We start from the raw sequence: 25586 nt of genomic DNA, 5'->3' as shown, positions 1-25586 counted from the left end.
AAAATATTAATAGAAAAATGTAAAGAGGTAAACAATGCTCGACAAGAATATTTTAGATGCAAAAAAACTTATGATGAAAGAAATGGAAGACAAGGATTTTTACGCACAAATGTGTAAATTACTTAGAGAATTATTCGCAACATACTTAGAATACAAAGATTTAATCAAGAAACAACTTATCAGAACAAAACTCGAATTAAGATTTTTCCCAAATGATAAAAATATCGAAGAAGGTTTAGGTTATTTGGAGGAAAAATTAAAGAATAAGGAAGATTTTATTCAGTTAATACTATCTTATATGAGTGCTGAATCAGCTTGATTGTTAAAAAATTGTTATTTAAATAATGAAACCAAAGATATGACCGAATGATATTTAAAACATTTCTCAAAAACCACCTTTTATAAAAAGAAAAAAACTGCAGTTTTAGAATTTGCGAGTTATTATCTTGTATTACTATAACTACAGTTATGAGCAACGAGAGAATTCAAGTAGCTCAGATGAGAATTTTGTTTTAGGTGATAATTTTACTTCAACTATCTTTTGGAATGATCGTGATGTTAAAAACAAGCACGAGTGAGAAGTAAACTTTGAACTTGAAGTTTCTTATAGTCCTGGATTAAAGGCGCCACACGTCTTTTTTGAACCTAAGAATTTAGATACTAATAAATTAATTAAAGGCTACACACTTCGTATCAACTCTAAAGAAGTTGGTCGTTTTGTTACAAACAAAAAGGCATTAATTGACTTTAACAATACTGTAAAAGAATTCACTAAAGAGGCAGAAAACTTAAAAAACCTTGAAATTGCTTTTTTGAATGATGAACTTAAAGAAGTTGGACAATATATCATTCTTTATGATAAAGTGAACAAAAATAGTGATAAAAGAGTATTAACTAGTAATAAAACTCAAAAGATCAAAAAACCTTTTGCCTATGTTTATTTTTTAAACAATGGTAAATTGACAATTCAACGTAAATATTTTCATATCATTTTTCTTTGAAATGATATTGTAAAAAATACTAAGATTACCCAAATTGGATCGATGGTATATTATTCTGATCCTTTGCGTAAAGAAATTAAGGAATTATTTCCGAAAAGTGATGATATTCAACTGTTAGTTGAAAATCCTTATTTTAGAATGCCTAACGTAATTGAAAAAGATCCAAATATTGCTATTTCAACAAAAGCACAAGTTGATGATGATTCAGTTTGAACCGTTACTTTCCATATTGATGATTATCTTGCTGCTGATTATATTAATGGAACAATTGTGAAAAGTTCATCAAGCATAAATGCTAAAAAGGTTTTAGAAATACCTGAAAAAGTTACACCTAGATATGAATATGTACTTAGTTTTCATTTATTTAATGATTTAGTTAGTGTCTACAATAATGGTGAAAAAAATCCTGAAGATCAACCTAAGCCAGATAAAAGCCGATATTTAGAAATTGTGGAATCTGAACGTGTACTTGAAAGAGAATACTCATATAAAATAACTTTGGAAGAAATTAATAATATGCATTTTAATCGATCGACTGAATGAACTATTGAAGATTATCAAATTAGGAAACGCCGCAATGAGTAAACTAGGCTCAAAAGCTAAGATTTTATTATTTGTATCAGGAGCCATCTTGGTGGGATCTTTAGGCTATGTTATTATTACTACTCAAAGGAAATCTAATGATGAAACACCAAAAGAGCCGCGTTTAGAAGAAAAAGAACCTGGTAATGATCCTATTAATCCACCAAAAGCAAAGCGGTCAATTTTTCCGCAAATTTTACAAAAAGAAATTGAGTATACGAAAAAATATGACCAAAGCGGAAATGTAATTTTAGATCAAGCATTTGCTTCAAGATTATTTAGACATATTTTATATCGTGTTGACTCTTTCAAAGGTGAAATTTTGTTTGACTATACAATTAACCAGAGTAAAAAAACTATAACACTTTATTTTAAATTAATGGATGGACAAACCTTAGTTGAAGCAAAAAGTTATGAAATCCCGTTTTAGAGTATAATTAGCATATGAATACAAGAGACAAAATTATTGCAAAATTTGAATCTTTGACTAAAAAGAAAGTTAGTGAACATGATTTTATTAAAGATTTAAAAATAGATTCTCTAGATTTAGCAGAAGTTATTATTGAAGCAGAAGAAGAATTTAATATTTCAATTAGCGATCTAGAATTATTATCTTTAACTACAATTAAGAGTGTAATTGATTTAATTCAAGAAAAACTTAATTAGTTTTAGTAATATAAATTTAAAGTTGGCAATAGGAAATGCCAACTTTTTATATATCCAAAAATAATTTATTTTTTGCTTTAATGTTTTTAAACTAGGGTGTGGTATAATTTTAAGGTAAATATATATATATATATATATCTGAGTATGCTTATATATTTACACAATTTCAAATATCGAATTTTAATTACGAAAGGAAAAAGAAATGTCAATCACAGGACTTTTTAAATCAAAGTCAGCTAAAGCTAGTGATAATTCTAAAAAAGGTAATTTACGCCAAATTTTATCTAAAATTTCTGGTGCATTTATGTTACCTATTTCAGTTATGTCAATTGCTGGATTGTTCCTTGGTGTTGGTGCTGCTATCGCAAGTAACAGCACAGCAGAAGGTGCTAAGAAATTTGGTGAATTTATCCAAACTTTAGGTGACCCAGTGTTTGCTGCATTACCAGTTTTATTTGCTATTGCTTTTGTTATAGCCTTTACTGATGAAGCCGGTGTTGCGGTCTTTGCAACGATTATTGGTTACTTAATATTCGTTGCTGTTCAACAAGTATTTATTACTGAATCTCAGACTCCAGACAAACAACCTCAAGTTGTTATCTTATTTGAGGGAGCTGGGCGTAGTAAAAGTGAACTTGTTAAAATCGTAGGTAAAACATTAGGATTTACCTCACTACAAACCTCTGTTTTTGGTGGTATTGCAGTTGGAATGATTGTACAATATTTATACAATAAATTTCACACAATTCAATTACCTCAAATTATTTCATTCTTTGGAGGAAAGAGATTTGTTGCATTAGTAACTATTCCTGCAATGGCTTTGCTTGCAATTGTATTCTTAATTTTCTGACCATGAGTGGGTATTATTCTTAACAAATTAGGTGCCGCATTAGGCAGAACTCCATATGGATTTGATTCCCTAATTTTTGGGTACATCGAAAGATCATTAATTCCATTTGGATTACACCACGTATTCTACTCTCCATTATGATATACATCAGTTGGGGGAGATGCTGGTGCAACTATTGAATCTGGTCTTAAAGCTGCTGGAACTGTAGTTGTTGCTGGTGAAAATACAGCTGCTATTTTAAAGGATTATAACTTAGATAAAGCAGCATTCCAAGGTGACTCAACAGCTGCCTTAAAACTTCTTAAATACGGAAACTTTATTGACTATACCGCTGATGGTAAAAAGTTTGCAATTCCATTGTTTACATTCTTACAAAATAATGGAATGAAAATTGGTAGATTTGCCGATGGTAAATTCTCAGGAATGATGTTTGGACTACCAGCTGCAGCAGCTGCTATGGTGTGAGCTGCTCCAAAAGAAAACCGTAAAGTAGCAATTGGTACTGTGTTCCCTGCTGCACTTACTTCATTTGTAACAGGTGTTACAGAACCAATTGAATTCACATTCTTATTCTTATCACCATTATTATTCTGAGGATTCCACGCTGTTATGATGGCTATTTCATTCTGATTAGCTAACTTACTTGGTGTGCATATTCCAATGGCATTTAGTGGTGGAGCATTAGATATGTTATTATATGGAATTGTTCCAGTTCAAAAAGGAACAAACTTCTGATGACCACTTCTTGTTGGTATTGCTTATGTACCAATTTACTTCTTTGGATTCTTATTTATTATCAAATGACAAAACCTTGAAACCCCAGGTCGTGGAAAAACAGTAAGATTATTTACTAAAAAAGACTACCTAAACAAAAAAGATGGTAAAACTGCGGAAAAAGTTGAAGATAAGACAACAGTAGATCCACAAGTTGCTGCTATTGTTGAAGGTTATGGTGGAGTAGATAATATTGTTGCATTTAACAACTGTGCTTCAAGATTAAGATATGATATTAAAGATTTATCTAAAGTATCAGAAGAAAAACTAAAAGCTGCTGGAGCAGTTGCTATTAAAGTCGAAGGTGCAAACCACGTACAAGCAATTATGGGTCCAGTTGCTGAACAATTAAACGCAAAAATTAAATCACAAATTTCACTACTTAGATCTCAATCTCCAGCACCAGTTGTTGAAGAAAAAACTGAAGATCGATGTAATGAAATAAAATTATATAGTCCTTCAAAAGGTAAATTAGTTGATATTAGTGCAGTTCAAGACGGAGTATTCTCTGACAAACTACTAGGAGATGGATTTGCTATCCAAGTTGGTGAAACAGGTAAAGTTGATGTTTATGCACCAATTGATGGTAAAATTACTGTAGCCTACCCAACTAAACATGCCTTTGGCATCGTGTCAACATGTGGAGCATTATCATTACTAATTCATATTGGTGTTGATACTGTTAAACTGGATGGACTTGGATTTACATCACACGTTGAGGTAGACCAAGTTGTATCAAAAGGTGATAAAATTTCTACTGTTGATTTAGATGTTTTAAAAGCTAATGGTATTGCCAAAACTGATGTTATTGTTGTTGCCCTTTCTGAAAGTGCAAAAACTACAGTTGTTTTAGAAAACACTGGATCTTCAGTTGAACAAGCTACCTTAGTTGGAAAAGTACTATAAAATTTAAATACTACCTAAATATATAAAAACATACCATATTGGTATGTTTTTCATTTATGTTATAATATTAATATTATGACATATTTTCAACAAGCTACAAGATCAAGTAACCCTAATCCTTTTTATAGTGGCGAACGTAGTTTAAAAATTGATTCAACAGTTGCAATTTTACTAGCCGTTTCATTTATTATTTTTGCAATTATTTGCCTTGCAATGCATAATTATACCCGTCGCAAGATAAAAGAGTATAAAGAAAAACAATTACATGAATATAAGTTAAATAATCCTAGCCGTAAAAATGTAACTTACGAAAATGCCCGCTTATATTTACCTGCCTGGCAAAGAGCTAAATATAATGCCCATATTTTTCTCGCAGTTATTTTTATTGTTGGAGCAATTGCTTTTTTAAGTGGAAGTACTCTAACAACTTTATAAAATTTATCTTTTTTGTAATTTTTAACACTATTTTGTTTTTAATAAAAACCCCATAAGTTGAACCAAATTAATTTGCAATACTTATGGGGTTTAATATAAACTCAGTTATGTGTACTTTCATAAATGCTTCATACCATATTTTAGTGATCCTGTTTACTTTCATGGTATTAATATATGGATCTAAATAGTCGTCATTGGACACTTTTTTTCAAGAAAGTTTATTTATATAAACACCACAAGAAAATTTGGTATAATAAATATGGTAATTATATCCTTAAAAATAAATATATAATTACCAATAAGGAGGCTAATGAAAGCAAAAAATAAACTTAAATATTGGTTATTCCCTATTTTAACTATAAGCTCTGCTGCAGTTATGGTAACAATAGGTAAAAATAACCCAAAACTTACAAAAAATGAAAGTATTAATTCAAAATTTTACGAGATCGTAAACACTTCAACAATTAGCAATTCAGACAAAGGAACTGCCACCCAAAATGGAATTGGTGTTAAACGGTTTGATATTATTTTCAAAGGTACGTCTCATGTTGATCTTGAAGATAAGGTTAATGTTATAGCAGAAAATTATTTAAAAACTACTAAAAAAAACTTAGTTTATGTTACAGGGCAATATTTAAAGACAATCTCAATAGCTGTAACTGAGAACAATGACTATGAAACTCTTAAGCAAGCCTTAGGCAAATTTGCTCTTGATGATGAGGATGTATCAAGTTTGTACGGATTTAATACAGACTATACATTTAACGATTTCATTGAGAATAAAATTAAACAAAGCTCAATAGTAAGCACTGCTACTAAAATACCTCCCCGCCTAAACCCGGAAATAGCTTTTGATACTAGGCCTGTATATAGCAATTATCATTTATATGAGTTGGTCGGCTTAAATAAAGATGTAATTTATGCCCATTTTAACGAATATGTAAATAAAAATCCTATAAAAGTTGGAATTTTAGAAGCTAAAGGTGTAATTAATAATGATGAAACTCCTTTTTACTGAAATAAAAAATATGGCAATGGAGCACATTGAAGAAATGAATGATTTTACACTGAGTCATATAGTAATCATGCTAATAATGTAGGTGAAATTTTAGTGGGTCAAAAAGGTATAAATCCAACAGCTACTTTATGAAGTGTTGAATTAAATACACACTGAAATGGGATGGCAGGTGAAATGAACTTTTTCTTAAGCAGAGGTGTAAAAATTATAAATAATAGTTGAGGCTTTACAGATCCAAAAAATGATATACCTAATCAGGTTTATAATTCTAATTCTAGATACTTTGACGAATTAATTAAATCAAATCCTGAAATAGTTAATTTTATATCTGCTGGTAATAATTATTCAGGAATAAATACTGATGAGCTAAAAACCGATCCATATAAAACATTAGCTGGTACTGGTTTATCTAAGAATAGCATTGTAGTTGGTGCTATTAATGATGATTATTGGCAAACTAAAACAAGTTATAGCCAAGTTGGGAGTGAGAATAATTACTTAACAGCTGTAGCATACGGAGGAGAATATAATTTTTCTAGCAAAACAACTAAAGAAGTAGATTTTAGTGGACATGGCACAAGTTTTTCAACTCCAGTCATTACTGCCTTAACATCAATGGTTATTCAAAGAAATCCATATTGATTTAACTTAGGACATGATTCAATAATTGCTAAATCTGCAATAATTTCAGGATCTGTAAAACCAAGATACACAAATTCTGTTTATACTAATGAAACAGGGTTTGGAATACCTCAGTTTGAATTTGTGGATCAAGCTGTTAAAAATCTTAAATACCATAAAAAAACGGGACCTAAATTTACTGCAAACCATGGCATTTATTTAAATAAAGGAGATACAATTAGAGCAAATATTTCATGATTAGCAGAAGTAAGAAATAAACAAAATATAGTTGATTTTGATTTAAAAGTTTACGATCCAGGTAATTCTTTATTAACATGATCTACTTTAGGTGAGAGAAACACAGAAACTGTAGAATTTACAGCACAAAAAAGTGGATATTACAATTTCAATCTTTTAAGATACGATAGTAATGATATAAAAAGGGATTTAGCGTTTACATATGCGATTAAAAGAGCAAAAAATCAAACTTAAAAGATTATTTTACTTGTTCAGTGTTCCTGCCCTAGCTTTGGCTACACTATCTGCAGTATCTTGTTCTAATACAACAAGTGAACCCTACTTTTCAGAATCAAAAACAGATGGGGGTCAAAGAGTGGTTAGATTTCATTATCCAAATAGTGCACCTGATTATGAAAATGCCTTATGATCTTCAGTTTTCTATGACGAAATTGAAAAAAGTGCTCTTTTTGATGATGCTTTTAAAAACGAACATGCAGAAATTATAAAAAAGTATAATGATGCTTATAATGAATATCATAAACCAACAACGTATTATGATGAAAAAGATAGTGATGCAAAGTATGCAAAATTAAGAGATGCTCAAAAAGAGGTTATTGATAAATGGCAAGTAAAAAATATAAAAATCAATAAAAGTAATATATTTAGTTTAATAAACTCAAAAGATGAGTTATCTTCTGATAAATACATTGACATTAAAGATATTTTTAAGAACATTGATTTTAGTAAATCTTCAATCTTAGTTATAAACGGGCTGAACTATGTAACAAACACCTCTAATTCAGTTGTAAAGGATTCAGGATATTGAATTAAAAAAATTGATATAACAAATAATTTGATTAATCTCCAATATAAATGGGTAGAAATTAGAGAAAAAGGTTCAAGAAGTGCTGCAGAAGATCAAGTTTTAAGTGGTACATCAACGGTACATTACATAGTTATAGATAAACTTTCAGATATTAAAAATTACGATTTTTCATTTACCAAAACTTAACATTACAATAATTTATTTAAAAAAGGTTAACAAGATATAAACATGGACAGCAAAATTTAACATTTTAGTTATTTATAATTCCATAGCAAATTGCTGTGGAGTTTTTCAGTTTAAGTTTGATTGAATTCGGTCATTGTTGTACCAAATTACATATTCTTGTATCATATCATTAAGTTCATTAAATGTTATTTTTGAATAATCTAAATCATTTAATAATTCAGTTTTAATGATTCCAAACCAATATTCAATTTCTCGATTATCAAGAGAATTTCCCACTCTTGATAACGAAATAATCCCACCAAGATTTTTAACTTCTTTAATATATTGATGATGTGTATATTGAAAGCCATGATCTGAGTGAATGATAAAGTTTTTGTATTTGTATTGCTTTAATGAATTTAAATTGTCTAAAACTAGTTCTAGATTATTACTTTTTGATAATTTAAAACCAACAATTTGTTTAGTTTTATGAGACAAAATTGCAGACAAATAAACGTGTGATTCTAACACATCTTTTGGCGCTTTTATATATGAAACATCAGTTGCATAAATATTTCGATTGTTTTGATCATTATAATCACGATTTACGAAGTTATCAATCTGAGTAGATAGATTTTTAATTTCTTTTCGTTTTGATTTTTGTCTAAGCTTACATTTTAGGCCTAAAAGGTTCATATATCTCCCTAATGAACGTTCGTTTATATCTATTTTGTATTTTTTAGATATGTAAACACTTAGTTTTAACCTTCCATATCTTGACTTTGTTTCTGCGAACGATTTTTCGATTACATCACTATATTTAGGGAGTTTTTGTGCAATTTTAATATTTTGAGTTTTAGAAATTGTTTGTCTAGAAATGCCAAAAACTTCTGCAAGCTTAACATAACTTATACTAAAACTTTTAGATTCAATAACTTTCTTACTTTTAGGTAATTCGTTGGTAATTTCATAATATCTTTTAGCTATTTGTAACAAATCATCACGATCAAAAATATCTCAATTTGGTTCTCTTTTCGTCTTAGGTTTGCCGCTTCCTTTTTTACGGCTTTCACCTTTCTTTGTCTGCAATAAGTCTTCCATACCTAAATTATAATACTTAATTATTTTATTAATTCTAACTTTTACACTATTTCTTTGTAAGTTTTTTGTTTCTGGTGATATTTGGTAAATAGCTTGGAAAGCACCTGGGAAACCTGATTTTTGATATTCTTCATATATTTTTGCAAATTCTTCTTTCTTTAAATGTCTTGACATAATTTATCCTTTCAAAAAAATTCTTCGTTGGTACCAACGAATGGTAACAGAAAAGCTAACATTTACATGTTAACTTTTCTGTCCGGCTTTAATAATGTTAACTTTTTTTCATTATGATAATTTACCTTTTTATCAGTAATTTGTAGATTTATATAATTGTTCTAAGGTTATTAAGGCGTGCGAAATTGAAGCAATAAAATGTTAGATTTATATGTGTCAAGATAGTAATATTTATTTTTCGTAAAGTACCATAGACCAAAGAAAAATTCAAAAAATAGAATAAACTTTGGTATAATTAAAATGTAGGTTTTTTATGTAACAACTCTAGAAAAATAGCTAAAAAATCTACATAAGTAAAAAAAGAAAGGATACAAAACATGAAATTTAAAAAAAGTAAATTAATTCCTTTATCAATATTAAGTTCTTGCATATGAAAACTCTGTTGATGACTTACTTGCTGTTACACATGTGGTACGCCATGAAAAATAAATTAAAATTTATCATAGGAACTTTAACACCCCTTTTTATGACCTTTTTTACTTACTCATGCTCTAGTATTCAACATAATGAATCTGAACCAGATATTAAAGATGAAACAAACAAGGAAGATAAGGAATATGATGAAGCTTATAAGGAACTTTGAAATATTTATACATCTCTAACGTCAACATTCCGTTCTTATATTAAAGAAGGTGTTTTCATGACACCTACAAGTTTGAAAAATATTAACCATATGCCTTATAGTGTTTTTAATTTTGATTTTTTTGACCTTAATGATCAAAGAGTTTTATATCGTAAATATGTCCAAATCTCTAATAAAGAAGATTTTGATGATCTTATTATAAAAAGATATAAAGAATTAAATAATTTTAATAACACTGTTGCATCTAATGAAGAAATACAAAAAACATTTGAAAAATTATATTTAAACAATCAGCCTATCGATCAGATCTTAAACCAAAATCATATTTATATAATAGACTCTAGTGGTTTTTCTGTTGATAATATTCATGAATTTGTTATCCCTTTTAAAAACAAAGATTCACAAATTATTAATTTAATTCCTTTTGTTTTGCCTCAAGTGCAACCCCATGGATTAATATCAAGGCGAACTTGAGGAGTTTTCCTGATTCCTAAAGACAAAACAGTTAAATTTAATCAATTTCCATACCAGAGATTATCAGATAGAAGGCAATCAATAATTAATTTTAAAAATAACCTTTTAAAATGATATCAAGATGAATACAAAAAATTTTATAAAGAATCTTAATAATTTAGATTATAAGACCTATTAAATAAATAATGGGTCTTTTTTTTGTATCAATTTTGAATTATTCTTTGTTATAAATCTATTTATAGACTTTTTTAGATTAATATTAAAATAAACACAATTATCTTATATAATATAAACAATTTTATATATTATAAATTTTGATATTAAAGGAGTTATTTATGGATTATAAAAAAACTTTAAACATGCCCCAAACTAATTTTGAAATGAGGGCTAATTTAACAAATAAAGAGGCTAGTTACCGAAATTTTTGATTAGAATCAAAAATTTACCAAAAAGCTATTTTAAAAAATAAAAATAATAAAAAATTTATTTTACATGATGGTCCACCATATGCAAATGGGGATATTCACATTGGTCATGCACTCAATAAGATTTTAAAAGATATTATCGTGCGTTATAAGACTTTAAAAGGATTTTATTCTCCTTTTGTACTTGGCTGAGACACTCATGGTTTACCTATTGAACATAAAATGCTAAGTGATGCTAATTTACATCAAGAAGATTTGGATGTTGTAACATTGCGTAAACGAGCAGCACAATATGCAAGTGAACAAATTATTCGTCAAAAAGGGCAATTTAGTTTATTACAAATTTTTACCGACATGGATAAGATTTATGTAACGATGGATAAACAATATGAAGTAGAACAATTAAAAGTGCTTAAGAAATTTGCATTAGATGGTTTAGTTTACAAAGCATTAAAACCAGTTTATTGATCACCAAGTTCACAAAGTGCATTGGCTGAATCTGAAGTTGAATATCATGATGTAGTATCTCCTTCAATCTTTGTTGCTTTTAAAGTAAAAAGCTCAGATTTTCTAAATATTTTAGTTGATGATAATTTAATTATTTGGACAACAACTCCATGAACTTTAATTGCCAATGCTGCTGTTGCATTAGGTGAAAATATTGAATATGCAAGAGTTAAGGCAAATAATCAATATTATATTATTGCAAGTGAATTAGTTGATAGTGTTGCTGGAACAATTGGCTGAGAAACTTATGAAGTAGTTACAAGGTTTTTAGGGAAAGAAATTAGCAATATTTGATATCAAACTCCAATTTTAAAACAAGCTGCACCAGTTGTGCTTGGGCACCATGTTACTACTGAAAGTGGTTCAGGTCTTGTTCATATTGCACCATTATTTGGAGAAGATGACTTTTTAATTGGAAAACAAAATAACTTAAATATGATTATGCATATTTCAGATAAAGGTTATATTTATAATACAAATACCCAATTTGATGGTTTATTTTACGATGATGCTAATAAACAAATTTCGGAGTTTCTTGGTAACGCTTTATTAAATTTCAAACGATTTAAACACTCATATCCACATGATTGAAGAACCCATAAACCAATTATTTTCCGTGGAACTCCGCAATGATTTGTATCAATTGATAAAATTAGGGATAAGATTTTAGACCAAATTGAAAATAATGTAATTACACATTCTCCGTGGGCTAAAAAGCGAATTGCGAAAATGATTGAAAATCGCAATGACTGAACTATTTCGCGTCAAAGATCATGAGGTGTTCCGTTAATTTTCTTTTATGACCAAAATGATAATCCAGTAATCAAAGAAGATATCTTTGATTATGTAATTGATTTAGTAGGTCAATATGGTACTGATGTTTGATGAGAAAAAACCGCTGATGAATTATTACCTGAGCAATACCGTAATTTAGGTTATAAAAAAGAAATGGATATTATGGATGTTTGATTTGATTCAGGAGTTTCATCAATTGCAACTGATATTGATGGAGGATTTTCACAAGCTCCATATAGTGTCTACTTAGAAGGGTCAGACCAGTACCGTGGGTGATTTAACTCATCTTTAATTAATTCAGTAGCTTATAATGGATTTAGTCCATATGTGAATTTAATCTCACATGGATTTACCCTTGACCAAAAAGGTGAAAAAATGTCTAAATCAAAAGGAAATACTATTTCGCCTTTAGAAGTGGTCTCAAAACGTGGTGCAGATATTTTAAGGTTATGAGTAGCAAATAGTGAATATACTAATGATGTCACAATTTCTGACACGATTTTAGACCAAAATACTGAAATTTACCGTAAGATACGTAATACTATTAGGTTTTTACTTGGCAATTTACATAATTACCAATATGACCCAAATACTAAACGGAGTGGTATACATTTATTTATTAAAGAACAACTTAATGAATTAAAATATAATGTACAAAATGCATATGATCAATTTAAATTTATTAATGTAATTAAATTGGTCAATAATTATATCGTCGAATTATCAAGTTTTTATTTATCAGTTACTAAAGATATTTTATATGTACGTAAGTTTAATGATCCTGAGTGCTTAATGACTTTAGCAAATATGTTTGAAATTGCTGAATTCTTAATTGTTGCACTAGCACCAATTTTACCAACAACTGCCGAAGAAGCCTATAGTCACTTCCCCAAAGCAACTAAAGAAGAATCAGTAATGCTTGAAAGGTTAGAAACAGTATCACAACAATCAGTTAACTATGAAATTTTAAAAAAATATCAAGGATTCTTTGAATTTAGGTCACAAGTAAATTTATTAATTGAAAATGCAATTAAAATGGGTAATGTTAAACGTTCTAATGAATTAGAACTTTGTTATGATTTTGATAAATATACTGCTTACCAAGATTTAGATTTTAAAAATTTACTTGGTGTTGGTAAACTAACTAACAGCAAAGAATTAAAAGTGCAAAAATTTGAATCTTTAAAATGTTTAAGATGTTGAAATCATTTTGAACCAAATACTATTAAAAATGATATATGTGAGAAATGTCATGAAGCACTTGAAACATAGATTAGATAGAAACCTTAATTATATTAAGGCAAATAAATATAAAATTCTTGGTATATATTTAGTTTTATTTGTTTCATTTTTAATCTTATTTTTGTTTGACCAATTGACTAAAACCTTATTATTTGAACATGGTTCTGTTATAAATGATGATAAAGTCTGAATTAATGATCGATTATATGTTGTAACACATGATGGAAGCTTTGTGTGAGCTGAAAGCATTTGACCAAATAACCCTGATCAATGACCAGTGTACGGATTTTTAGGAATCAGAAGTATTTGGCATGGAGGAGTTACATTAGTTAAGACAAGAAATCAATTTTTAATTCAAGGATTAAGTGTTGTCTTTTGCACTGTAGTCTTAATTAGCCCTTTAATTTGGCGTAATTTAGGTTATGGAGGAGGAATAATTTTAGGTAATATTTTAGCTGGAGTTGCTGGAAATATGATCGATCGCTTTATTTTTCAAACACATGTTAAAGATGTCTTTTACTTTACTTTTAGTGCTAATTCAGGAACTTTTAACATAGCTGATGTTGAGATAATGATGGGCATTATTAGTTTTACAATTTACACTTTCTTCTCTTCTCGTAAAAAAACTTATTCTAATATTCAACACTTAGTTGCCTAAGTTTCCTGGACTAAAGATGGTCCAGGTTTTTAAATATTTTAATACTTTATTTTTTTAAAAAATAAAGTAAAATATTCCCAATATGGACCAAAGCCAAGAAAAACAAAAAAATATCTTATTTAGTTTTTTAAATAAAGATAGTCAGGCAAATAATTTAGAGCAAAAACTTGATAATTGTGCTAATAATGCTGAATTATTAAAATTTAAAATGGGGAAATACTTGCATAACTGTCAAAAAGGAAAATTATCTTTTAAAGAAATTGTCCAAAGATATTGATTTAGAATTTTTATGCTCTTTTGAGCAGCCCTTATATTTAATGGTGGAATTCAAGTATTCTTAAAACCTGCTGAAACAATTCCTTCAGGGGTAACTGGAATCCCCACTTTAATTCAATATATCGTACCAGCAACTGAACCTTATTTTGCTTTAATTTATTTAGCTTGTAATTTACCGCTATTTTTAATCTTTTTTAAAAAAGTAAAACTAAGTTTTATCCTCTTTACTTTTATTTTTATGTTATTTCAAATTTTAACTAACCTGATCTTTACTACTCCAGAAGTCTCAGAATGGTTTAAAGATAAAATTGTCTTAACTGAAAAATACTTACCATACACAAATTGAAGTAATTTAATTAATGCAATTATCGGAGCTTCATTAGTGGGCCTTGGAATTTCATTGGCTTGAAAATCTGGTGGCTCAACAGGTGGGACTGATATTATTGGATATTATTTTTCAACTAAAGCTAAAAAAAGTATTGGTCAAGTATTATCAACTCTAGGTTTTGCGAGTGCCTTAGTTTTCTTAATTATTTTTGCATTTATTAAGCCAAATTATTTAAAAGAAGAACCTTTAACAATTCAGCAAATTATGGCTTTAAATTCTCAAGAATATGCACAATTACATGATTATAAAGGAATTAACCAAAATCTTGAAGCAGTAACTAAGCAACATGAACTCATTACCAAAAATTATTATGAATCAAAGATTTATTTTGGTATGCGTGAAATTACTACTTTTATATATATTATTGTAGTAAATTTAGTAGTAAATTTACTATACCCGAAATATAAGAAAGTTTCATTAACTATTATTAGTTCAAATCCCGAGATTGTCATTGCATATTTTAAATTAATTAATTTTTGACATTCATATCGCATTGAAAAATATATCTCTGGTTATACAAATCAAGAAGGAACCAAAATCGTCACAGTGCTTTTAAGCTTAGAAGCAAATAATATTATTGCAGATTTAAAACAAATGGATCCTAAAATTTGAATCTCAGTTGAAAAAGTAACTCAGATCCAAGGGTTGTTTAGCACTGATTATGTTGAACAATAATTACTAAGACCTAATTATGGTCTTATTTTTTTACTTTTTTAGTTTTGCATATAAAAATAATTTATCAATTAAACGGAAGGAGAAATAAGCATGAAATTAAGTAATTTAGAAAAATTAGATGAACAAGAACTTAAGCAAACTAATGCTGCTTTTAGTATTAGTGCCATAGTTTCCAGTATCCCAGTTTTAATGAATTCTTTAGCATCAATTTTAGGATTTTTTAAAGCTGCCTTTTCGATCGATGGCGAAGTAAAAGATAAATTAACAACCTTTAAATGAGACAATACTAAAAAACAAGATACCAACCAAACACCAAGCGGATTTAACTTTTTTTAATATAAAAAGTTGGTTATAAGGATAACCAACTTTTTCTTATACTAATTCTTCATTTAATAATGCTAATACTTCATCTTGTGTGCTTAAGTCTAAAGCACGATTTGCTAAATCTTTCATTTGTTCATAATTTAAATTATTAATTAAGTCACGAGCACTTAAAACGCTGCTTGCACTCATTGAAAATTCATCAAGGCCTAAACCTACTAAAAGTGGGATAGCACGTTTATCACCAGCCATTTCACCACACATACCTGCTCATTTACCATTTTTATGAGCACCTTTAATTACATGACTAATTAAACGTAAAACTGATGGATTTAATGGTTGATATAAATAAGAAATATTTTCATTCATACGATCAGCTGCCATCGAGTATTGAATCAAATCATTTGTACCAATTGAAACAAAGTCGGCATGTTCACTAAATTTATCTGCTAAAATAGCTGCTGCAGGAGTTTCAATCATTAATCCAACTTCTATATCATAGATTGGTTTAATGTTTGGATATTGATCTTTTAATTCATTGTAACATTTTATAAATACTTCTTTCGCATCTAAAAATTCACGTACGTTTGTAATCATTGGGAACATAATTGCAACTTTTCCAAATTCACTAGCACGAATTAAGGCACGTAATTGTGTTTTGAAAATATCTAAGTTTTGTAAACAAAATCTAATTGCACGGTAACCTAAAAATGGATTCATTTCTTCTGGGAATTTAAAGTATTTTAAGGTTTTATCACCACCAATATCTAAAGTTCTAATAACAACTCTTTTACCTTTCATGCCCTCAACTACTGCTTTATAAGCATTAAATTGTTCTTCTTCAGTTGGTCAATTAGCATTATCCATGTATAAAAATTCTGATCTAAATAATCCAATACCTTCAGCATCATTGTCAATAACACCAGGTAAGTCTTTTGGTGTACCAATATTAGCGGCTAATTCTACATGTTTACCATCAAGAGTTTTTGATTCTTGTCCCTTTAACTTTGTAAGCATTGCCAAATAATTTAAATATTTTTCTTTTGCAACCTGGAATTTTTGAGTTTGCTCTTCATTAGGATTTAAAATAACTTCTCCAGTTGCTCCATCTAAGGCGATTAAATCCCCATGCACTGCATGTTCCATAACACCTGCAGCTCCAACTACAGATGGAATTCCAAGGCTACGGGACATAATAGCTGTATGCGATGTAGGTCCACCAATATTGGTTACAAATCCTTTAACAAATTCTTTGTTTAATTGTACTGTTTGTGATGGGCTTAGATCTTGAGAAACAATAACGACTTCCTCGCTAATATTAGCTAAATCAGGTTCTTCTAAGCCATTTAAAACGTATAAAAGTTTTTTAAGTACATCTTTGATATCAGCGGCCCTTTCACGCATATATTCATCATCCATCATTTCAAAAGTACTTGCAAAACTCGTGTAAAATTCTTTAACAGCATATTCTGTTGTTTCAGAATTATTTTTAATATTATTTTCAATTGTTTCAATAGCAAAAGGATCATTGACAAAGCCAATATGTGCTTCAAAGATTGCAGCATGTTCTGGGTCTTGTGCCAGTTTTTTAGTTTGCTCAATTTTTGCTACAACTTTTTCTCTTGCTTCTTGATATAAATTAAGTTCACCTTGTACATCATTAGTTTTTTGAGTAATTTCAACCGGTAATTCTTCGATTTTGAAGATTTTTGAAATTGCTACACCTTTTGATGCTCCGATACCTTTAATATTCATAATATACCTCTCATATATTTTTAATTTGCTTTAAATTCTATAATGTTATATTTTAATAGAAAATATTAATAATTAAATAGATTATACAAAGAAAAATAAAAAAAGGTGGAATTGTTTCCATATTTTATTTTTCAAATATTAATTTAATTAATTCTTCTTTATTTAGGATTTTATATTCTCCTTCAGATAAATCATTAGACAAACTTAAAAACCCTATTTTAGTTCGTTTTAAGTCTGTTACAGTATATCCAAATTTTGCAAACATCCGTTTTACTTGGTGAAATTTCCCTTCAGATATTTTCAAGTTTGCATGAAATTTATCTAAAATAGTTAAGTAAGCTGGTAAAGTATAAAAATCTCCAAGGTCAAACCCTGCTTTGAAAATATTTATCAAGTTTTTATCTAAGGGTTTATCAACTGTTACAAAATACGTTTTCAATAAATCTTTTTTAGGGCTTGTTAACTTATGAGTTAAATTGCCATCAGTAGTAATAATTAATAGGCCAGTAGTATCCAAATCAAGGCGGCCAATTGTATGAATATTATTAAGTGATTTTAAATGTTCAGGCAGTAAATCAAAGACAGTTTGATGCATTTTATCAAAATTTGCACAAATATAACCTTTAGGTTTATTTAAAATCAGATAAATTTCTTGATTATTTTTTATAATTACATCATTAACTATAATTTGATCTTGTAATGCAATTATTAAACCTGGATCTTTAGCAATTACATTATTTACTTTAACTTTACCTTTATTTATTAATTTTTTTGCTTCATTTCGTGAATGATTAGTATTATGAGATATAAATTTATCAATCCTTTGTTTCATGTTTAAATTATAGTTCAATAAGTTAAAAATAACACTATTTGATAATAAAAAAAGTTATATGAAGATTTTATCTTTCATATAACTTTTAACTACATTTTAATCATTATAATATTTCTTATATTCGTTGTTATACCAATTATAGAGCTCAGCTTTAAACTTCTCTAAATAAGCGATTTCATCATCATTGTTTCTAGCGACTTTTATATTTTTAACTGTAATATCTTTATTTTTAGGAAAACTAAATACACCTCATGTTGTATGATAACTTAATGCAGCAGGTTCAACTCTAGGTATTACATCATCAATTATATTTAAAACTACTGAGTTATTCTCTTCAAAAGGCACGATGTATCAATATGCAAAATTAGAAGTAGAATCTGTGATATAAATATCATTGTTTTTTAAAAAATCATACACGTCTTGATTTTTTAAATATACTTTTTGAAAATACTCTCTTATTTCAGTTTCATCAGTATGTACATCATTACGATTATTTAATTCTTGAAATCTTTTGATAATAATTTGATCAAAATCATCCTTGTTTTGGATTTTAATCCAATCATGGAATTTTTTACTTTCAGCAACAGGATCAAAGAACCCAAAATTAATTATATTATAGTTACCATTCATAATTTTGTCAAAATTTTCGTTAGCTGTAGGAGGTATAAATCTAGCTCTAATTATAAATTTTGTGAATTTATCAAAAGCTTTCTTATAAATTTTTTCTATATCATCTTTAACTTTTTGTTTTCATGAAGCTTGTGGAGTTGTATATGTATATGTATTTGTGCACGAATAAACAGAGACTGAAATTAAAATTGATATTGAAAATAATACTATTTTTTTAATTTTTGATAACATGTGTAACCGCTATTAAATCCTCTACAGAATTATTAAATGTATTTTTATTGTATTTTTTTATTCTATATCTATATTTACCTGGTGAATTAACTTTAAACTCAATAAGTTCATCATTAGTTTGAGCAGCACTAATTTTTGTAGTTGTTACTCAAGATCCGTTTGAATCCAAGTGTTCAAGATATAAATCATAATCAGTAAACAAATTTCCACCTTGGCGCTTTATTGTTTCATCTTTTTTCAGCCTTGTTTCATTAATATGTGATTTATTTCATTCGGCTTGTTCATAAGTTGGATTAAAAGCCTTAATGGAAGGAAATGCATAATTTCAATAACCTGGACTAAGTTCATTATTTTTTAACTGTCCAGCATTAAAAGTTCAGGAACTAGAAATTTTAATTGTTTGATTTCTTTCTAAATTCAACTCTTGACTTGTAAATATAAAACCAGTTTCTTGTGTAGGGTGGATTTTAATTGTTGAAGAGTTATTCGCAGCATTGAGCATTTCACTAAAGTCAACAGTTCCGGCCCCATATTTTTGTTCATAACCACTTGATTTATAAATTAAATCATCAAGTTGTGGGCTGACTGCAGAAGCTGATAATATTGCTTTTATAAGTGGGGTTTTAAATTCACTATCATTTATGTTTGGCTTCAGTGCGAGTAAACTAGATATAAGTCCTGTTACTACAGGTGCTGCATAACTTGTACCGTTCATATACATTAATTTCGGATCGTCATATTTAGAATCATAAAAAATATTATAAAACTTAGCAGGAGCAACTACTAATGGTTTTGCCAAATTACTGTAAGAATCTTCTAATTTATAATTACTATATTCAGCAATTACATTAGTTTTTCTAGTATAACTTGATGCAAAATCATGAAGTGACCCAACCACTACAGAGTTAAAGGCAAGTGTTTTATTTGATATCAAGTGTTTTGAATGTTTAGCATCATTTCCTGCAGACATTACATTTATAACACCATATTTACGAGAAATATAATCAAGGAAATAAGCATTTTCTGTATATCCCATATAGTTTGCTCCATCCTTCTTTTTACCGATAGATGGTCCATAACTATGATTAATTACTCTTATACCATTATTTATCATTTTATTAATTGCTCGGTATCATTCATTATCGTTACTAAACGTGGATAAATGGACATGAGTATTTTTATCAATTCCAAAGCGACTTCCCAAAATCATAGAAACATTTGTTGAGTGATTTCTATATTTATAAGCATCCTCACCTACTCCGCTTGAGTTTAACTCATTTATGTTAATACCCTTATCGAAAAATTCCTTATATTTCTCATTAAATGATCCTTTCCACACTTCTAAGACACCAACTTTAATGGTAGGTTTGTTAGGAACATATATATCAGAACCACCCTTTACAATTCATAAATTTTTTTGGGCTGAATCGTGGAATTCTCTTAAATTTTTGCTAGGTGCTTGATTATTGTATGGGTATGCTCTACTGTAATAATCACTTTGATTATTTGTTCAATATAGATTAGGCTTAATTTCATTTTTGTACAATATGAATTTAAAAATCTCAGGCCAGTTCTTTATTTTTGCAACTAACTCTTTTCTATCTTGTTCATTATTAAAATACAGTCAAATAATTGGCATAATTGAACTAGTTTTTATGGACTTAAAAACCAATCCTGTATTAGTTATTTTTTCTTTAAAACTATTATTAAATTGTTTTATAAAATCTTCATTTGCTGATTGAAAACCAGGATTTAATAACAATTTAAGTTCAAAGTTATTATCAATTGCTATTTCTTCTTCTAATCTATTATAATTTTGGGCACTTATAATTGATTGACCTCTAACTTCTAATTTATCATTAGCAACATTTTCATACCAATTAGTTATTTTTTGCTCAGAATTATACGGAGCAATTGCAAATAAAGTTGCTAATCCTGTTAATGTTGTAACTGGTCATATAACCAATTTTTTCAATTTTAATTTAGTCATAATATCTCCTTAAATATTTATGTATTTACTTTAGCGAAAAACTTTAATATAAGCATTTTAATTAAAAGATAAAGTTTTTTTGATTCGCTTATAATAATTATAACATATGTGATTTCTGGATTTAGTTAATTTCATAATATCTACTAAATACAAGAATTAATACTTGTTTATTAAATAAATAACGTTAAATTAATTTGTCATCAGTATATATAAATGTTATTTAATTTTTTGGCACTATACATAAAGCTAAAAATAACATTTATTCATATGATTTTTGTTATTATTAATTTTAATGTATAATTTATATACTAAAGATATTGAACTTACACAACTAATAGGAGTATAATGAAGAAAAAAGTTATTGCTTTTTCAAGCGATCATGCAGCTTTTGCATTGAAAGAGCAGCTAAAAGAATATGTAGCATCACTAGGTTATGAAATTGTAGACTTAGGACCTGATACTGATGCTAATTCAGTAAGTTATGCTGAACAAGGTCATAAATTAGCCAATTACATTACTAAAGAACAACCAGATTTTGGGATTGCTATGTGTGGTACTGGGCTGGGCATCTCTTATGCTTTAAATCGTCATAAAGCAATTAGAGCAGCAAGAGTAGTATCACTTGAAGATGCTCACTTAGCAAAACAACATAACAATGCTAATGTGCTTGTATTTGGCGGGCGTCAAGTATCATTTGATGAAGCAAAGGCTATGGTTGATGAATATATTAAAACAGAATTTGAAGGTGGCAGACACCAAGTTAGAATAGAACAACTAGACCAGGAGGTGTAAAATGGAAGACAAAAAAGAATTAAGACCTGTTTGACATATCACAAAAGATAAAGAAAAAGATAAATGAAGAGTGTACCGTGAAGGAGCTGAAAGAGCGACTAGTTTATTCGATACACAAAAAGAAGCTATTCCTTATGCAAGAGAATTAGCTAAAAAACACAGTGGAACTTTTTATATTCACGGAGAAAATGGAAAAATCCGTGATGGCAAAGGCTACAAAGACAAATAATTTTATTTAGAAAACCAAGCCAATTTTACTTGGCTTGGTTTTTTCTAATTATTTTTTGTGGAGTTTGCTCAATTTCTTGTTTTGCTAATTCTAATTTTTGATTTAATAAAATAATAGCATGTAGCAAATTTTGTTTTAAAGTATTTAATTTAGCATCAAGGTTTTTAATATATAAATCAAATTTACTACGGCGCACAACTAATAAAAGTAGTTTGTTATAAAACTTATGTTGATTAGAAGGTTGTTTAGGATTAAAGTTGTGAGTTTCTAAATTTTGAATGGCTTTATTTAAATATTCCATTAATTGTTGCAAAGTCATATTATACGAGATTTTATATTCTGTATGAGCAATTTCTAGGTCTTTAATCCAACTAGATAATTTATTAATTTCATTAATAATTTTAGATTTATTATGGTTTAACTTCGTTATTTTATTAATAATTTCTGTGGTTTGCTGGCTATGCATATCCACATAATGTAATTTTAAAACATCATTTTTATTATAAGCTAAAATAACTGCTAAGATATCATCAATTTGTTTTTGTGTTAAGGGTTTAGATATTTTAAGGTTGCGAGCATAAAAACTATTTTGACAAGCAATGATTAAAGCACCTAGGCATGCTGCAATTTTTCCTTTGCTATCATTATCTTGAAATTTAATGCGCTTGGTAAGTTTATTGGTTTGCATATTAATTATAGTTTGAAAATTATCATCTTCAAATTCATTTAATGGAACTAATTTATCAAGTGAAATTGAGCGCCCTTTTGATAAGTCATTTGATTCAACATTAAAAAACTTTGTTAATAATTTTGATTCAAGCGAATTATTTCAAGAATAAAATTCAATTTGATTAAAATCTAGATTTTTAGTATGCAATAAAATCCTCAAATCTTTTAAAAATAATGTTTTTGCTTTAGTTCAAAAAACATCAAAGGGTTTAAACTTTACAATGGGTTTAAGATCAAAAGTTCGCGAGACTGTTTTTAATTTATTTTTTGAGTTTACAACACCAAGTGTATAACAAAAGGGCAAGTCAAGCTTTTGATCTTGTAATTCTTTAAAATATACATAATTTAAGGGAGTTAAATAATTAAAAGTAATAGCTTCAAAATCAATGTAAATTTTAGTTTTCATCTTTTAAACTATATTTATGATATTCTAAAGATTTATTGATTAACTCTTGTTCTAAATCTGGAAGTTGATTAAGTTCTTGTTCTAATAATTTTGCAACTGCAAGAGACGGCTTAGTTACAGGCTCTTTAGGTGCAAATAATTCACAAGTTTCGTTAGCTTGAACAATTGATATTTGGTATGTATTAATATCTTTAGCAATTTGAATAATTTCATTTTTATCAAATGTTAATAAAGGTCGTAAGATTGGTAAGGTAGTCACTGAGCCAATCACGTGCATTGATTCTAAGGTTTGCGAGGCAACTTGTCCTAAATTTTCGCCGTTTGAAATACCTGATATTTTATTTTTTAAAGTTATTTGCTCTGCAATTCTGTAAAAACTGCGGCGCATTAAAGTTATTTTATATGATTCTTTTGACACAAATGCAATATAATTCATCAAATGAGAATAATTTGCAATAATCAAATTACTCGTAATTTGATATTTATTTAAGGTTTTAACTATGTTGTGAATTTTATCTAATGTTAATTGATCAGTTTGCGGCGGAGTCATAAAACTTAAAAAATCAACTTTTAAACCTCGCTTCATTAATTGCCAAGCTGCAACTGGGGAATCAAAACCTCCTGATAATAAATGTAAGATTTTACCTGATGAACCTACAGGCAGCCCCCCTAGTCCTTTGATATAATTGCTAAACATATATGAGGCTTTTTGTCTTACTTCTAAATAAAAAATTTGATCAGGATCATGTACATCCACTTTTAAATCATAATTTTTTAATAAATATGATCCTAAATTATGATTTAACTCATTTGAAGTATATTCAAAAGCTTTATAATTACGCCTTGCGGCTATTTTAAATGTTTTAGTATTTTTATTCAATAAAACATTTAATGATTGTTTAAATTTATCTAAATTATTTTCAAGAACTAAAACTGGTGAATAAGAACTTATTCCAAAGACATATTTTAAATTTTCTAAATTTTCTTTGGAATAAGTTACATACATACGGTCAAATTCTACTTCTGGTGCTTCGCCTAAGATATGCTTTATATTATTTGCTAAATAATTAATAAAAGTTTTACGATTTTTCTTTTTTAAGACTAATTCTCCATAGCGAATTAAGATTTTTTGATACATATTACCTCCTTATAATATATGATAAAAATAGTCAACACGTTGACTATTTAGAATGTTTGGGTCCTTGTTGCGAGATTTCTCTTTTTAAATCTCAATCAATGCGGTATAAATAATCGTCAATTGCTTCAGCAAGTCCGGCTTGTTCTACGCTTGATGTATAATATTTAGCATATTGCATAGTTTCGGGATCTGTATTTTCCATTGCATATGAATATCCAGCCATTTGGAACATTGAAATATCATTTTGACTATCCCCAATTGCCATTGCATCGCTAACATCTAAATTAAAAATCTTTTCACAAAATCATTTAAGACCTGAACCTTTTGAAATACCTAATTTAGTTATTTCAATATGTCTTGCTAATAAAACAATGTTAAGGTTAATTTTTTGCTCTAATGCTTTATCATAAAATGCTTTTAATAATTTAGGATCACCATAAATTTCAATTTTATGCAAATCATCAGGAATTAAGCCACCTTCAATCCATGCTTCATATTCACAAAAATCTGTAAAGAATTGTTTTTGTTCTTTAGTTGCATCTTTTAAAAAAAATCTTTCTGTCCCAAAATAATACAATGGTAAGTTAAATTCTTTAGCTAAAGATCATATTTTTTGAGCCTCATTATGATCAATATATTCAATATTTAAAATTTCTTGATTTAAATTATCATATAAAAATGCACCATTAGAAAAAGATATATATCTTGCGCCCAAGGTTTTTGCAAGTTTTTTAATTTTTGGGTATGGCCCATTTCCTGTGCTAATTACAAAATTAACACCTTTTTGAACTATTTCATTAACTTTTAATTTATTTTTTTCAGGTAAGATTTTTGATGGAAATGGATAAATTGTTCCATCAACATCACTAAAAATTGCTGCGTTTCTCATATTAATTATTATTATAAACCATATATATTTTATTTGGTTGCAAATAACTAAAATAATTTGCATTATAAAAATATTAAATAGCTTTGATATTTTTATATTTTGTAATATAATAAACAAAACAAGGTATAAAGAAGGTGGTAGCTAGGCAGCTTTAACCATCGCCAACCTGCACAAAGTGTAAGGTGGATAGCCAGAAGTTGGA

General features: G+C 28.2%; 23 protein-coding genes. 15 read left to right on the top strand and 8 right to left on the bottom strand.

Annotated elements, in window-relative coordinates; all coding sequences use genetic code 4:
* The first annotated feature begins 34 nt into the window (after positions 1-34).
* The 8 genes from AC0B4N_RS04005 to AC0B4N_RS03970 all read left to right on the top strand — a co-directional run bounded on the left by AC0B4N_RS04005 (position 35) and on the right by AC0B4N_RS03970 (position 8105).
* A complete protein-coding gene (locus AC0B4N_RS04005; protein WP_465101198.1) occupies positions 35-460 on the top strand; it encodes an MG284/MPN403 family protein in 426 nt (141 codons plus the stop codon).
* A complete protein-coding gene (locus AC0B4N_RS04000) occupies positions 447-1586 on the top strand; it encodes a hypothetical protein (protein ID WP_465102549.1) in 1140 nt (379 codons plus the stop codon). Before AC0B4N_RS04005 ends, AC0B4N_RS04000 begins: the two co-directional genes overlap by 14 nt.
* A complete protein-coding gene (locus tag AC0B4N_RS03995; RefSeq protein WP_465102548.1) occupies positions 1579-2013 on the top strand; it encodes an MHO_1590 family protein in 435 nt (144 codons plus the stop codon). Before AC0B4N_RS04000 ends, AC0B4N_RS03995 begins: the two co-directional genes overlap by 8 nt.
* Before the next feature lie 14 nt (positions 2014-2027).
* Complete coding sequence (locus tag AC0B4N_RS03990; protein ID WP_465102547.1) at positions 2028-2249, top strand: phosphopantetheine-binding protein; 222 nt, start codon at positions 2028-2030, stop codon at positions 2247-2249.
* Positions 2250-2451: 202 nt separating this feature from the next.
* On the top strand, positions 2452-4779 hold the full coding sequence (locus tag AC0B4N_RS03985) for a PTS sugar transporter subunit IIABC (protein WP_465102546.1): 2328 nt from the start codon (positions 2452-2454) through the stop codon (positions 4777-4779).
* Positions 4780-4854: 75 nt separating this feature from the next.
* On the top strand, positions 4855-5214 hold the full coding sequence (locus AC0B4N_RS03980; protein WP_465102545.1) for a hypothetical protein: 360 nt from the start codon (positions 4855-4857) through the stop codon (positions 5212-5214).
* A gap of 310 nt (positions 5215-5524) precedes the next feature.
* Positions 5525-7345 (top strand): S8 family serine peptidase, encoded by a 1821-nt coding sequence (locus tag AC0B4N_RS03975; RefSeq protein ID WP_465102544.1) that lies wholly within the window; start codon positions 5525-5527, stop codon positions 7343-7345.
* The gene (locus AC0B4N_RS03970; RefSeq protein ID WP_465102543.1) at positions 7314-8105 is read left to right on the top strand and encodes a hypothetical protein; all 792 of its coding nucleotides are present in this window, start codon (positions 7314-7316) and stop codon (positions 8103-8105) included. The genes AC0B4N_RS03975 and AC0B4N_RS03970 overlap by 32 nt, the downstream gene beginning before the upstream one ends.
* A gap of 72 nt (positions 8106-8177) precedes the next feature.
* Here AC0B4N_RS03970 and AC0B4N_RS03965 read toward each other — a convergent pair whose 3' ends face one another.
* A complete protein-coding gene (locus AC0B4N_RS03965) occupies positions 8178-9359 on the bottom strand; it encodes an IS3 family transposase (protein ID WP_465101581.1) in 1182 nt (393 codons plus the stop codon).
* 478 nt (positions 9360-9837) lie between these two features.
* Between AC0B4N_RS03965 and AC0B4N_RS03960 the strand changes: the two genes are divergently transcribed.
* The 5 genes from AC0B4N_RS03960 to AC0B4N_RS03940 all read left to right on the top strand — a co-directional run bounded on the left by AC0B4N_RS03960 (position 9838) and on the right by AC0B4N_RS03940 (position 15778).
* A complete protein-coding gene (locus tag AC0B4N_RS03960; RefSeq protein WP_465102542.1) occupies positions 9838-10629 on the top strand; it encodes a hypothetical protein in 792 nt (263 codons plus the stop codon).
* Between the two features lie 182 nt (positions 10630-10811).
* Positions 10812-13475, top strand: coding sequence for an isoleucine--tRNA ligase (gene ileS, locus AC0B4N_RS03955; RefSeq protein WP_465102541.1), 2664 nt, complete (start codon positions 10812-10814; stop codon positions 13473-13475).
* Positions 13456-14103: a signal peptidase II gene (locus AC0B4N_RS03950; RefSeq protein ID WP_465102540.1), complete on the top strand. Its 648-nt coding sequence runs from the start codon at positions 13456-13458 to the stop codon at positions 14101-14103. Before ileS ends, AC0B4N_RS03950 begins: the two co-directional genes overlap by 20 nt.
* 82 nt (positions 14104-14185) lie before the next feature.
* On the top strand, positions 14186-15442 hold the full coding sequence (locus AC0B4N_RS03945) for a YitT family protein (protein WP_465102539.1): 1257 nt from the start codon (positions 14186-14188) through the stop codon (positions 15440-15442).
* A 90-nt stretch (positions 15443-15532) separates the two neighbouring features.
* The gene (locus AC0B4N_RS03940; protein ID WP_465101742.1) at positions 15533-15778 is read left to right on the top strand and encodes a hypothetical protein; all 246 of its coding nucleotides are present in this window, start codon (positions 15533-15535) and stop codon (positions 15776-15778) included.
* Positions 15779-15814: 36 nt separating this feature from the next.
* On the opposite strand, the gene ptsP is transcribed toward AC0B4N_RS03940, so the two are convergent.
* The 4 genes from ptsP to AC0B4N_RS03920 all read right to left on the bottom strand — a co-directional run bounded on the left by ptsP (position 15815) and on the right by AC0B4N_RS03920 (position 21201).
* The gene (ptsP, locus tag AC0B4N_RS03935) at positions 15815-17518 is read right to left on the bottom strand and encodes a phosphoenolpyruvate--protein phosphotransferase (protein ID WP_465102538.1); all 1704 of its coding nucleotides are present in this window, start codon (positions 17516-17518) and stop codon (positions 15815-15817) included.
* A gap of 124 nt (positions 17519-17642) precedes the next feature.
* Complete coding sequence (locus tag AC0B4N_RS03930; RefSeq protein ID WP_465102537.1) at positions 17643-18350, bottom strand: pseudouridine synthase; 708 nt, start codon at positions 18348-18350, stop codon at positions 17643-17645.
* Between the two features lie 96 nt (positions 18351-18446).
* Positions 18447-19211, bottom strand: coding sequence for a hypothetical protein (locus AC0B4N_RS03925; protein WP_465102536.1), 765 nt, complete (start codon positions 19209-19211; stop codon positions 18447-18449).
* Positions 19195-21201, bottom strand: a complete 2007-nt coding sequence (locus tag AC0B4N_RS03920) for a S8 family serine peptidase (RefSeq protein WP_465102535.1) — start codon at positions 21199-21201, stop codon at positions 19195-19197. Before AC0B4N_RS03920 ends, AC0B4N_RS03925 begins: the two co-directional genes overlap by 17 nt.
* A gap of 345 nt (positions 21202-21546) precedes the next feature.
* On the opposite strand from AC0B4N_RS03920, the gene AC0B4N_RS03915 reads away from it, so the two are divergent.
* Positions 21547-21993, top strand: a complete 447-nt coding sequence (locus tag AC0B4N_RS03915) for an RpiB/LacA/LacB family sugar-phosphate isomerase (protein ID WP_465102534.1) — start codon at positions 21547-21549, stop codon at positions 21991-21993.
* A gap of 1 nt (position 21994) precedes the next feature.
* On the top strand, positions 21995-22222 hold the full coding sequence (locus AC0B4N_RS03910; protein WP_465101735.1) for a DUF2188 domain-containing protein: 228 nt from the start codon (positions 21995-21997) through the stop codon (positions 22220-22222).
* A 25-nt stretch (positions 22223-22247) separates the two neighbouring features.
* On the opposite strand, the gene AC0B4N_RS03905 is transcribed toward AC0B4N_RS03910, so the two are convergent.
* The 3 genes from AC0B4N_RS03905 to AC0B4N_RS03895 are packed head-to-tail and all read right to left on the bottom strand — an operon-like array spanning position 22248 to position 25384.
* On the bottom strand, positions 22248-23357 hold the full coding sequence (locus tag AC0B4N_RS03905; RefSeq protein ID WP_465102533.1) for a hypothetical protein: 1110 nt from the start codon (positions 23355-23357) through the stop codon (positions 22248-22250).
* Positions 23347-24495: a tRNA uracil 4-sulfurtransferase ThiI gene (thiI, locus tag AC0B4N_RS03900; protein ID WP_465102532.1), complete on the bottom strand. Its 1149-nt coding sequence runs from the start codon at positions 24493-24495 to the stop codon at positions 23347-23349. The genes AC0B4N_RS03905 and thiI overlap by 11 nt, the downstream gene beginning before the upstream one ends.
* Positions 24496-24538: 43 nt before the next feature.
* Entirely contained in the window at positions 24539-25384 is an 846-nt protein-coding gene (locus AC0B4N_RS03895) for a Cof-type HAD-IIB family hydrolase (protein WP_465102531.1), read from the bottom strand.
* Between the last annotated feature and the right edge of the window lie 202 nt (positions 25385-25586).

Source organism: Mycoplasma sp. 13536 (assembly GCF_055523495.1).
Note: the sequence above shows the minus strand (reverse complement) of the source record. Positions and strands in the feature narration are given on the sequence as shown.